This window comes from Campylobacter sp. 2018MI34 (assembly GCF_016598975.1).
In the GTDB taxonomy this organism is placed as follows: domain Bacteria; phylum Campylobacterota; class Campylobacteria; order Campylobacterales; family Campylobacteraceae; genus Campylobacter_D.
Genome location: NZ_JAENKS010000002.1, coordinates 110,172 through 121,375, shown reverse-complemented (window position 1 = coordinate 121,375; position 11,204 = coordinate 110,172). Strand labels below are relative to the sequence as shown.

The window sequence follows — 11,204 nt, the reverse complement described above, 5'->3', positions numbered from 1 at the left end:
TGACAGGCCGATATTCTAACCAGCTGAACTACCGCCGCAAAAGAATGAAGTGGTGGTCACTATAAGACTCGAACTTATGACATCCACCTTGTAAGGGTGGCGCTCTACCAACTGAGCTAAGCGACCTGATAAGATTTTGGCGACCCTTAGAGGATTTGAACCTCTGTTTTCACACAGAGAGAGTGATGTCCTGGGCCACTAGACGAAAGGGTCAAACCCTATAAAGTGGTGTCCCGTGTTGGATTCGAACCAACGGCCCCCTCCTTAAAAGGGAGATGCTCTACCGGCTGAGCTAACGAGACAATGGCGCGGCGGACGGGGCTCGAACCCGCGACCTCCGGCGTGACAGGCCGATATTCTAACCAGCTGAACTACCGCCGCAAAAGAATGAAGTGGTGGTCACTATAAGACTCGAACTTATGACATCCACCTTGTAAGGGTGGCGCTCTACCAACTGAGCTAAGCGACCTAAGTGGTGTCCCGTGTTGGATTCGAACCAACGGCCCCCTCCTTAAAAGGGAGATGCTCTACCGGCTGAGCTAACGAGACTTGTTTTAAAAACTGAAGTTGTGATTATGCCAAAATATCAAGTATTTTGTCAAGAGTAAAAAGAAAATTATATCATTAATTAACTCTAATAAAATATAATCTTATTTTAAACCTAAACTAAAGGAAAATAGTGCGTTTTATTTTTTTATTGATAATATTTTTTAATTTTATTTTCGCAAATATATTAAGTCTTGATAAGGCTTTTAATATCAAACTCGATTCAGATAAACAAGCTCTTTATATTAATTTTAAACTCGGAGATGAAATTTATCTTTATAAAGACAAAATAAAAATTAAACTTAATGAAAAAGATATTACAGATTTATTAAATTTTCCAGCTCCAATAACAAAAGACAATGAATATATATATTATAAAAATTTATCTCTTGCTATACCAAATACCTTACTAGATCAATATACACAAAAAAAAGATAGTTTATTGCAAATAACCTATCAAGGATGTTCAAATCAAGGCTTATGTTATCAACCTCAAAAAATTGATTATTCTTTAAAAGAAAAAAATAATATTTATACTTATTTAAAAATAAATAAAATAAAACAACAAAAATTAAATTCATTCTCTGAAGAAAGCATTATCGAGAAATTTATTAATACTGAAAATTTAGCGACTATTTTAATAACTTTTTTTGGATATGGTTTATTATTATCACTAACACCTTGCACATTGCCAATGATCCCTATTTTATCTTCATTGATTGTTTCAAAGGTAGGAATTTCAAAAAAATATAGCTTTTTTTTATCTTTTATTTATGTATTTTTTATGTCTTTAGCTTATGCAATTGCTGGAATCATTGCAAGCTATCTAGGTTTAAGCGTTCAAGGAATACTACAAAAACCTATCATTTTAATCTCTTTTTCTCTTGTATTTATTTTATTTTCCTTGGCAATGTTTGGAGTTTTTAATTTCGAGCTTCCTAATAAATTTCAAAATTTTATCCATAAAAAAACCCAGCAAGGTAAAGGTATAATAAGTATCGCTGCAATGGGATTTTTATCAGCTTTAATTGTAGGACCTTGCGTAGCTGCTCCTTTAGCTGGAGCTTTGCTTTATATAGCAAATTCTGGAGATATTATACTTGGAGGCTTAGCACTATTTATTATGAGTTTTGGAATGGGAACTCCTTTATTGTTTATAGGTTTAGGAATTGGTTTTATTAAACCTGGAGAGTGGATGCAAAAAATTAAAATTCTTTTTGGTTTTATAATGCTTGCTATGGCTATTTGGATTTTAGAAAGAATTTTAGATTTTAGATTTATTTTAATAGGGTATGGAATATTAGGTGTTTTTTTCTGTGTTTTTATGGGTATTTTTGACAAAGCAAAAAATTTTTTAAATTCTTTTAAAAAATCTTTACTTATTTTAATTTTCAGCTTAAGTATCGCATCATTTTTAGCTGGTATTTTTAATATTAAAGAACCCTTAAATTTTTATTCTAACAAAACACAAGAATACAACTCTTTAAATTTTACTTATATTTCAAATTTAGACGAGCTCTTAAATATTATTAAAAATAGCCCCAAAAAAATTATGCTAGATTTTACTGCTACTTGGTGTGAAAATTGCAAACTTTTAGATAATATTACTTTTAAAGATCCCAAGGTAATTAAAGAATTAAGCGAATATACTCTTATAAAAATTGATGTAAGCGAAAACAACAAAGAACAGATTAAAATAATGAAACATTTCAATGTCTTTGGCCCACCAGTTTTAATTTTTTTTGATAATAATCAAGAAAAATTGAAAATTATAGGATTTATCAAACCGCAAGATTTATTAGAAAAATTACTCTTGCGTTAAATTCTCATCTCTAGGAAAACCAACTTTATATGCATTAACACAATCTAAACTAATTATTGCATTATGACGACACTCTAAAGCTCTCTTTCTAGCCTCTTCTGGATGAGCTTTATAATACTCTTCGCTTTTATGCTCACATCCTGCTAAAATATATATAAGCACTACAAATAAAAATTTTATTTTCATAATTAATTCAACCTTTTTATTTATTTTCTTGTTCATTCTCATTATAAGAAAATATAGGTAACGACCATTTATATTTAATAGCTAAAAGTCTTATAGTCACACCAAATAAAAGCGATACAAGAGTGCATATTAAATCGCTAAATTCAAACCATATATTTAATGTAAAATAAACTGTTGCAGTAATAATAGCAATTCCTGCATAAATTTCTTTTTGAAAAACAAGTGGAATTCTCATACATAGAATATCTCTTAAAATTCCGCCAAAAACACCCGTTATTACCGCTGCAGATACTGCTATAATATAACCATAATTTAGTTCAATTGCAATTTGTGCACCAAGTATGCTAAAAACAACAAGCCCTATGGCATCAAGAGTTAAAAACAAACCTTCAAGTTTTGTAACAATACGTGGAATTCTTGTAGCAAATAAAGCAAAAAAACAAACTAAAATAATATATTCTGGATGCTTTACCCAAGTAAGCGGATAATGTCCTAATAATATATCTCTAATACTTCCTCCACCAATTGCAGTAACCAAAGCAATAAATATAACACCAAATAAATCCATTTTATATCTTCCAGCAGCCAAAGCACCTGTCATTCCTTCAGCAGATATTCCAATAATATATAAAATAGTAAGAAGCATTGATTTTAACCTAAAACATTTTACAATCAATCTTATAGTTTTTTATTTTTTTATCTTTGACATTTTGATTTGGTACTTGATAGCACTCTTTATAATTATCCGCCTTTAAAATTTTAATATAATGGCTTGGAATGGCAATATCATTTTTAATAAATTTTGGATTATCTTGATAAATTACCAAATTTAAAACTTCGATACTCCCATTTTTTAAAGCAAGTTGCCTTTCCCTTTTTTCTATTTTATTCCAAATTTTATTATTAATTTGTTCATTTTGTGGAGTAATATTACTCATTAAAAAAACAGATTTTTGCGCAGCCACACTAAAACGAAAAGAAGCATTTGGGGCAGTATGACCTCTTGTATAACCGCTTTTTTTATAATCTTGCCAATAAGTTCTATATTTTTTCGGTATATTTGTATCTTCTTCAAAACGTGGTCTATTTTTTAACTGATCGATTTTTAAATTTTTAGCTTCTACTTTATAAGCTACTACTTTTGTTCCTTTATAACCATAATCATAGCAATTTAAATAATAAAATTTATCCAAAACCAAAGAACATTCTTCATTTTTAAAATATTTTTTAAATTCTTCACTAGGTGTATAATGATCATTGGCAAAAACTAGGCCAAAAACAAAAAACAAAATAATAATACTTTTTTTCATAATGGTAAAATCTTTTTGATATTTTTATAAAATTTTATTCGTAAAGATAGATTATACTTTAGTTATTCTTAATAATTATTGTATTTTTGTAACATTAATTTTAATTTACATTAAACTTTATTTAGTTTTTATAATATTTTCAAGCAAAGATTTTTAAAATTAAAAATAAAATAATTTTTAGGAGTTTATATGAGTTTAAATTTTGACTTCTATGCAACATTAGTTGTCATAGTTTTAGTTTTATTACTTGGTTTTTTTATAACAGACAAAATTAAATTTTTAAAAGATTACAATATTCCAGAACCAGTAGTTGGGGGTGCTATTGCATCTATTATTATACTTCTTATTTATTCTTTTGGAAATATAAGTATCAAATTTGATAACTCATTTAAAGATCCTTTGATGCTTGCTTTTTTTGCCAGCATAGGTTTATTGGCAGATTTTTCCTCTCTTAAAAAAGGTGGGAAAAAATTAATTATTTTCCTATTTGTTATATCTGGATTATTAATAACTCAAAACATTATAGGAATTGGTGTTGCTAGCGTTATGGGGCAAAATCCTCTTATCGGAATGCTTGGAGGTTCTATTACTATGAGTGGTGGTCACGGAACAGGTGCTGCTTGGGCAAATGAATTTATAAAAGCTCCCTATTTTTTTACACCAGCAACTGAAGTTGCCATTGCAAGTGCTACATTTGGATTAATAGCTGGTGGTATTATAGGTGGTCCTGTTGCAAGATTTTTAATCAATAAATATAATTTAAAAACAAAACAAGAAGATAATTTATCACACGAAGCTATTTTAAACTTTAAGGAACCTCAAAAAGAAAAACTTATCACTCCAACTTCATTTATAAAATCTCTTGCTTTAATAGGCCTTTGTTTATTAATAGGAAGTTATTTATCTTCTTGGATTAAATCAAGCACAGGTTTTACATTGCCAACTTTTGTATATTGTCTTTTTGTAGGGGTTGTTTTAAGAAATGTTCTTTCTATTTCAAAAGTTCATCAAGTATTTGATAGAGAAGTTTCCGTTCTTGGAAATGTTAGTTTATCGCTTTTTTTAACCTTTGCTTTAATGACAGTTAATCTTTGGGAACTTGTTTCCCTTGCTTTACCAATCTTAGTAATCTTAATTTTTCAAGTTATTACTATGATTCTTTATTCTATATTTATTACCTTTAAATTTTGTGGAAAAGATTATGATGCAGCAGTTTTAGCAGCAGGACATTGTGGATTTGGTCTAGGAGCAACTCCAACTGCTATGGTAAATATGCAGGCAGTTACTAATCATTATGGACCAAGTCATATGGCATTTATCATTGTACCACTTTGCGGTGCATTTTTTATTGATATAATTAATGCTTTAATTATAAATGCTTTTTTATACTTGCCATTCTTTGCCCATTAAATTAGTTTATCTTGACTTTTGCACAAATGAGCTAAAAAACACTCTTTACAAAGAGGTTTTTTAGCCTTACAGGTATATCTTCCAAAAAGAACCATTGCTTGATGAAGATAATTTAGATTATCTTTAAAAATTTTTGTTAAATCTTTTTCAGTTTCTTCTGGAGTTTTTGCTTTACTAAGTTCTAAGCGATGTGATACTCTAAATACGTGAGTATCTACGGCCATAAAATTTGCTCCACACCACTCGATTAAAACCACATGAGCAGTTTTTTGTCCAACTCCAGCTAAAGATTTTAAATCTTTTTCATTTAAAGGAATCTCTCCATTAAAATTTTCACATACAGCTTTTGCCATTTTAATTAAATTCTCTGCCTTATTATTAAAAAAAGAACAAGTTTGAATGAAACTTTTAACACTTGATAATTTAGCATTTGATAAAGATTTTATATCAGGATAAGCTTCAAAAAATGCAGGAGTAATTAAATTAACTCTTTTATCAGTACATTGGGCTGAGAGCATGACGCAAACCAAAAGTTCATAGAGATTTTTAAATTTAAGTTCTGTTACAGGTTTATCAAATTTTTTTAAAAAAAGTTCTTTAATTTTTAAATTTCTTTTCATTTTTTTATTTTAGTTAATTAGCTTTAAACTAAGTTTAGATATAATTAATTTACAAATAATTTAAAAAAGGAAAACAAAACAATGAAAAAAATTTCTTTAATTGCGGCATCATTAATTGCTGGAATAAGTTTTAATTTAAATGCAGCCACTGTAGCTGTGCTAAATGGTAAAAATATTAGTGATACTGAAATAAATGAGTTTTTCGCACCGATGTTAAGAGGTCAAAATTTTTCAAATCTTCCACAAGAACAAAAAAAGGCTTTGGTTCAACAATATATTGCACAAGAACTTGTTTTAGAAGATGCTAAAAAACAAAATTTAGAAAAAGATCCTCTTTATGCAAAAGAGCTTGAAAAAGCCAAAGAAGGTATTTTATTAGCTGTTTATCAAGAAAAAATTCTTAGCTCTATTAAAGTTGATGAATCAAAAGTAAAAGCATTTTATGAGCAAAATAAAGATAAATACGTTCAACAAGCAAGAGTGCAAGCAAGACATATATTAGTTTCTAGTGAAAAAGAAGCTGTAAATATCATTAATGAACTTAAAAATTTAAAAGGCGAAGCATTGCTTAAAAAATTTAGTTCTATTGCAAAAGAAAAATCAATAGACACAGGATCGGCTTCTCAAGGTGGAGAACTTGGATGGTTTGATCAATCAACAATGGTAAAACCTTTTACAGATGCTGCTTTTTCTCTTAAAAATGGAGAAATAACAAAAACCCCTATAAAAACTAATTTTGGTTACCATATCATCCTAAAAGAAAATTCACAACCAAAAAAACAAATAGCATTTAACGAGGTAAAACAAGGAATTGAAAACGGACTCAAATTTGAAGAATTTAAAAAAATAATGGCACAAAAAACTCAAGAACTTGTTAATAAAGCAAAAGTGGAATATAAATAATGGGAATTTTAGATATAGTAAAACCTGGAGTTATGACTGGAGATGAGCTTAATAAAATTTATGATTATGCTAAAGCTGAAAAATTTGCTATTCCAGCTGTCAATGTCGTAGGAACTAATTCTATTAACGCTGTTTTAGAAACAGCAAAAAAAGTAAATTCTCCAGTTATTATTCAATTTTCAAATGGAGGGGCAAAATTTTACGCGGGAAAAAATTGCCCCAACGCAGAAGTCCTAGGAGCAATTAGTGGCGCAAAACATGTTCATTTGCTCGCAAAAGCCTATAATGTTCCTGTAATATTACATACTGATCACGCTGCTAAAAAACTTTTACCTTGGATAGATGAACTCATTAAAGCAAATATAGACTTTAAACAACAGCATTCTCAAGCACTATTTAGTTCACACATGCTAGACTTAAGCGAAGAAAGTTTAGAAGAAAATTTAGATATTTGTAGCTCTTATCTTAAGCAATTGAGCACTTTGGGTATTTCTTTAGAAATCGAATTAGGTTGTACAGGGGGAGAAGAAGATGGTGTCGATAATACAAATATTGACAATGCTAAGCTCTACACTCAACCAGAAGATGTGGCACTTGCTTATGAAACACTGAGTAAAATTAGCGATAATTTTACTATAGCTGCAAGTTTTGGTAACGTTCATGGAGTTTATAAACCAGGAAATGTTACATTACAACCTGAAATATTAAAAAATTCCCAAGAATATGTAAAAAATAAATTTAAACTTTCACATTCTAAACCTATCAATTTCGTTTTTCACGGAGGAAGTGGAAGTGAATTAAAAGACATACAAGATGCTATTAGCTATGGTGTAATAAAAATGAATATTGATACAGATACACAATGGGCATTTTGGGATGGTGTTCGTATATATGAAAATAAAAATAAAGCTTATTTGCAAGGACAAATTGGAAATCCCGAAGGAGATGATAAACCAAATAAAAAATACTATGATCCTCGTGTTTGGTTAAGATCTGGAGAGGAAAGCATGATCAAACGTTTAGAAATTGCATTTGAAAATTTAAATTGTATTAATAGAAATTAAACCAACCTTATCGTTGGTTTAATTGTGAGTATTTTTTAATTTTTACAATTAAATCAATCTAAAAAGGTCCAATATGGAGATAAAATCAGAAGAAATTTCAGAACTTATTTTGCCAGAGATTAAAGAAAAAAAAGGATATCTAGTTTATCTAAAAATTGTTTTAATTCCTGCTATCTTATATGTTTTGATTTTGCTTGGATATTTTGAAAAAATTAATTTTAAAGTTGAAATTCATACTGTTATTATGACAGGAATTATTTTTACAACTGCTTTAATTTTTGCAAGGCATAATGCTGAATATGCTTATAGTATTTTTGAACAACAAAAAAATGAATTTAAACAAGCTTTAAAACGCTATATTATGAAACATTTTTTAACCATAGGAAAAGATACAAAATCAAATGCAAATTTTAATGATTTTGCTTATAATTATATTAAAGGCGCAAGAAATGAAAATTTTGCCTCTATAGGTTCTGCAATTTTTCCTATGATGGGGATTTTAGGAACTTTTATAAGTATTGCTTTATCTATGCCAAATTTTAATTCCAATGATACAGCTTCATTAGAACACGAAATAGCCCTACTCTTAAATGGAGTTGGGACGGCTTTCTATGTTTCTATTTATGGAATTTTTTTAGCATTATGGTGGATATTTTTTGAAAAATACGGAACAAGTAAAATTCAAAAATTATTAAATCGTCAAAAAAATTCTACAAATGATTTCTTTTGGACAAAAGAAGAAATTGATCAAAGATATCTACGTGAAAGTTTAGAACATTTTGATAAAATCGGAGCTATTTTTAAACAAGTAAGCAATAATGATTTTTTCAAAGAATTAGATCATGCAATTGATAGAAAATTTAGTATTTTTCAAGATATGTTAAATGTAGAAGAAAAAGCCATAAGACTTAGTAGTGAACACATTAAACAAACAATGAGTGAATTAAGTAGAGCGCAAAGAGATCAAAGGGATCTTGGTAGACTTTATTCTGAAATGCTTAATGCAGTTGGAATTTTAAATCAAAATTTAAAAGAAATTAGCACAAGAATGTCAGAACACTATAATCGTTTATTAGATATCAGCTCTGAAAAAATCACTCATTTTGATAAAACTTTAAGTAGTTTTGATGAAAAAATTCAAAATTTTCAAAAGGGATTTGAACTTTATGAAAAATCTATGCTCGAAAATCAAGAAAAAATCTTTAATGGTTTTCAAACAAGTCTTTTTGAAGGTATGCAAAAATTTAAAGAAATTTATGAAGAAGAAAAAAATATCGATGAACAAATTGAAATAATGAATACCTTAAAAAAAGAAATCGAAGAGCTTGATAAAGAAACAAATGAAGTAATTACAAAACTTGAAAATAACAATTTACTTTTAAATGGCAATGCGACGCAAGAAAACAAAGAAGAAAACAAAGAAGAAAACAAAGAAGAAAACAAAGAAGAAAACAAAGAAGAAAACAAAGAAGAAAACAAAGAAGAAAACAAATAAAGAAAAAATATGGATAATCAAAACAAAGAAGAAAATAATTTTTGGATAGCCTATGCTGATTTAATGGCTGGTTTGCTTTTTGTTTTTATTCTTTTAATTGGTGCTATTGTAGTAAAATACGTTTTAACCCAAAGCGACTTACAAGAAATTAAAAAGAATTTAAACAAACAAGAGCAACATCTTAAAAGAAGCGAAGAAGAATTAAAAAATAAAGAAGATATCGTTTTTAAATTAAGCAAAGAGTTAAGTAAAACTTCCGATGCAATAAATCTCATCAATCAACAAAAAGCAGAACTTGAGGCAAATATAACAAATTATCAACAATTAAGCAAAGAGTTAAATTCTACCTTAGATAGTAAAGATAAACAAATTCTAATATTATTAGGCCAACTTGAAAAAAAAGATGAAGAATTTCAAAATTTAAAACAAGACTTTGAAGAAGCTAAAATAAAAGTTCAAAATTTAAATTTTATAAAAGAAAATTTAAGCAAACAACTTCAATCAAAACTCGATTCTAATATCACTATAAATGAAAAAACTGGAGCAATTATATTGCCAGCAGAAATTTTATTTGATAGAGACTCTTATATATTAAAAAATGAAGTAAAATCAAATCTTAAAAAAATACTTAATGAATATTTTAATGCAATATTAAATGATCCCTCTATTTTAAATAATATAGAAAATATCATTATAGAAGGACATTCAGATAGCGATGGATCTTATATTTATAATTTAGATTTATCTCAAAAAAGAGCCTATGAAGTAATGAGTTTTATCTATACTTTTAATAAAGACCCAAGATTGCAAAAACTTTTGATGGCAAGTGGAAGATCGTTTTCTGATCCTATAATTAAAAATGGCATAGAAGATAAAGAACTGAGCCGTAGGATAGAAATTAAATTTAGCATTAAAAATGATAATGCTCTTAAAGAAGTTGAAAAGTTCTTTGAATATAAATAGTCCTATAGAAAAAATTTCTTTTTGTAATTTTAATTTTTATATAAAACGCGATGATTTATTAGGGGAAATTAACGGCAATAAAGCAAGAAAACTTTATCATTATCTTTTAAAAAAATATCCTAAAAATCAACGTTTTATTAGTTTTGGAAGCTCCCAAAGCAATGCTTTGCTTGCCCTTAGTATATTTTGCAGACAAAATAACTATCAACTTTTTTTTGTTTGTGAAAAACTCTCTTCTTTTTTGGAGCAAAATCCTCACGGAAATTATGCTTTAGCCTTAAAAAATAAGGCTACAATTATACAAAATATAGATTTTTCCCATCGTAGAGAAAAAGCTCTCTCCTTAAAACAAGAAAAAGATATTTTTATCGAAGAAGGAGTTGCAAATAAAGAAGTAGAAGCTGGTTTTATACATCTTGCAAAAGAAATTGATCAACAAAGCAGAAGTTTAAATTTAGATTTTGATATATTTTTACCTTCTGGAACCGGAACATCTGCAGCTTTTTTAGCAAAACATAGCAAATCAAAGGTTTTTACCTGTGCTTGCGTTGGAGATGAAATATATTTGAAAAAACAAATTTTAACCCTTGATCCTTATTATGATTTTTCTAATTTATATATACTAAAACTTCCTAAAAAATATCATTTTGCTAAACCTTATTTAGAATTTTATAAGCTTTATTTAATGCTAAAACAAGAATGCAATATTGAATTTGATTTACTTTATGATATGTTAGGCATAAAAACACTTATGTATTATCAAACTACTTTTAAAAAACCTATCTTATATATACACCAAGGTGGGATTATCGGTAATGAAAGTATGTTAGAAAGATATAAGAGAAAATTTGCACATTTGTAATTTTTTTTAATTTAAATTGATAT

At 28.0% G+C, this 11,204-nt stretch carries 11 protein-coding genes and 6 tRNA genes; 7 read left to right on the top strand and 10 right to left on the bottom strand.

The genetic code is table 11. The features are described from left to right. Positions 1-50 precede the first annotated feature (50 nt). From JG676_RS01625 to JG676_RS01600, 6 genes are all read right to left on the bottom strand, one after another. Positions 51-126 (bottom strand) — tRNA-Val (locus tag JG676_RS01625). 11 nt (positions 127-137) lie between these two features. Next, positions 138-213 (bottom strand) — tRNA-Glu (locus JG676_RS01620). A 13-nt stretch (positions 214-226) separates the two neighbouring features. Beyond that, positions 227-302 (bottom strand) — tRNA-Lys (locus JG676_RS01615). A 2-nt stretch (positions 303-304) separates the two neighbouring features. Beyond that, positions 305-381: transfer RNA gene (locus JG676_RS01610), tRNA-Asp, on the bottom strand. Between the two features lie 12 nt (positions 382-393). Then, a tRNA-Val gene (locus JG676_RS01605) sits at positions 394-469 on the bottom strand. Between the two features lie 4 nt (positions 470-473). Then, positions 474-549, bottom strand: a tRNA-Lys gene (locus tag JG676_RS01600). A 130-nt stretch (positions 550-679) separates the two neighbouring features. Here JG676_RS01600 and dsbD point away from each other — a divergent pair. Continuing rightward, positions 680-2,368 carry a protein-disulfide reductase DsbD gene (dsbD, locus tag JG676_RS01595; protein WP_200217116.1) on the top strand — a complete coding sequence of 563 codons (1,689 nt, stop codon included), beginning with the start codon at positions 680-682 and terminating at the stop codon, positions 2,366-2,368. Here the strand turns inward: dsbD and JG676_RS01590 are convergent. Genes JG676_RS01590 through JG676_RS01580 form a run of 3 tightly spaced genes read right to left on the bottom strand, consistent with a single transcriptional unit; the run spans position 2,354 to position 3,864 of the window. Continuing rightward, a complete protein-coding gene (locus JG676_RS01590; RefSeq protein WP_200169440.1) occupies positions 2,354-2,554 on the bottom strand; it encodes an EexN family lipoprotein in 201 nt (66 codons plus the stop codon). The two genes, dsbD and JG676_RS01590, sit on opposite strands and share 15 nt — an antisense overlap. Before the next feature lie 16 nt (positions 2,555-2,570). Then, the gene (locus tag JG676_RS01585) at positions 2,571-3,200 is read right to left on the bottom strand and encodes a trimeric intracellular cation channel family protein (protein ID WP_200169439.1); all 630 of its coding nucleotides are present in this window, start codon (positions 3,198-3,200) and stop codon (positions 2,571-2,573) included. A gap of 10 nt (positions 3,201-3,210) precedes the next feature. Next, entirely contained in the window at positions 3,211-3,864 is a 654-nt protein-coding gene (locus JG676_RS01580; RefSeq protein WP_200217115.1) for a DNA/RNA non-specific endonuclease, read from the bottom strand. Positions 3,865-4,053: 189 nt separating this feature from the next. On the opposite strand from JG676_RS01580, the gene gltS reads away from it, so the two are divergent. Further along, positions 4,054-5,274, top strand: coding sequence for a sodium/glutamate symporter (gltS, locus tag JG676_RS01575; protein WP_200217114.1), 1,221 nt, complete (start codon positions 4,054-4,056; stop codon positions 5,272-5,274). On the opposite strand, the gene nth is transcribed toward gltS, so the two are convergent. Next, entirely contained in the window at positions 5,271-5,894 is a 624-nt protein-coding gene (gene nth, locus JG676_RS01570; RefSeq protein ID WP_200169436.1) for an endonuclease III, read from the bottom strand. The two genes, gltS and nth, sit on opposite strands and share 4 nt — an antisense overlap. Before the next feature lie 81 nt (positions 5,895-5,975). On the opposite strand from nth, the gene JG676_RS01565 reads away from it, so the two are divergent. The 5 genes from JG676_RS01565 (at position 5,976) to JG676_RS01545 (ending at position 11,181) form a co-directional block, all read left to right on the top strand. Continuing rightward, a complete protein-coding gene (locus tag JG676_RS01565; RefSeq protein ID WP_200217113.1) occupies positions 5,976-6,797 on the top strand; it encodes a peptidylprolyl isomerase in 822 nt (273 codons plus the stop codon). Beyond that, the gene (gene fbaA / locus JG676_RS01560) at positions 6,797-7,861 is read left to right on the top strand and encodes a class II fructose-bisphosphate aldolase (RefSeq protein ID WP_200169434.1); all 1,065 of its coding nucleotides are present in this window, start codon (positions 6,797-6,799) and stop codon (positions 7,859-7,861) included. The genes JG676_RS01565 and fbaA overlap by 1 nt, the downstream gene beginning before the upstream one ends. Positions 7,862-7,934: 73 nt before the next feature. Next, positions 7,935-9,356: a MotA/TolQ/ExbB proton channel family protein gene (locus JG676_RS01555; protein WP_200217112.1), complete on the top strand. Its 1,422-nt coding sequence runs from the start codon at positions 7,935-7,937 to the stop codon at positions 9,354-9,356. Positions 9,357-9,365: 9 nt separating this feature from the next. Continuing rightward, positions 9,366-10,319, top strand: coding sequence for an OmpA family protein (locus JG676_RS01550; RefSeq protein WP_200217111.1), 954 nt, complete (start codon positions 9,366-9,368; stop codon positions 10,317-10,319). After that, positions 10,306-11,181 (top strand): pyridoxal-phosphate dependent enzyme, encoded by an 876-nt coding sequence (locus JG676_RS01545; protein WP_246801778.1) that lies wholly within the window; start codon positions 10,306-10,308, stop codon positions 11,179-11,181. Before JG676_RS01550 ends, JG676_RS01545 begins: the two co-directional genes overlap by 14 nt. Positions 11,182-11,204: the final 23 nt, after the last annotated feature.

Excerpts from the sequence above, each read along its gene's own strand:
- JG676_RS01590 (WP_200169440.1), bottom strand. The coding sequence starts at position 2,554 with ATGAAAATAAAATTTTTATTTGTAGTGCTTATATATATTTTAGCAGGA.
- JG676_RS01585 (WP_200169439.1), bottom strand. The coding sequence starts at position 3,200 with ATGCTTCTTACTATTTTATATATTATTGGAATATCTGCTGAAGGAATG.
- JG676_RS01580 (WP_200217115.1), bottom strand. The coding sequence starts at position 3,864 with ATGAAAAAAAGTATTATTATTTTGTTTTTTGTTTTTGGCCTAGTTTTT.
- gltS (WP_200217114.1), top strand. The coding sequence starts at position 4,054 with ATGAGTTTAAATTTTGACTTCTATGCAACATTAGTTGTCATAGTTTTA.
- nth (WP_200169436.1), bottom strand. The coding sequence starts at position 5,894 with ATGAAAAGAAATTTAAAAATTAAAGAACTTTTTTTAAAAAAATTTGAT.
- JG676_RS01565 (WP_200217113.1), top strand. The coding sequence starts at position 5,976 with ATGAAAAAAATTTCTTTAATTGCGGCATCATTAATTGCTGGAATAAGT.
- fbaA (WP_200169434.1), top strand. The coding sequence starts at position 6,797 with ATGGGAATTTTAGATATAGTAAAACCTGGAGTTATGACTGGAGATGAG.
- JG676_RS01555 (WP_200217112.1), top strand. The coding sequence starts at position 7,935 with ATGGAGATAAAATCAGAAGAAATTTCAGAACTTATTTTGCCAGAGATT.
- JG676_RS01550 (WP_200217111.1), top strand. The coding sequence starts at position 9,366 with ATGGATAATCAAAACAAAGAAGAAAATAATTTTTGGATAGCCTATGCT.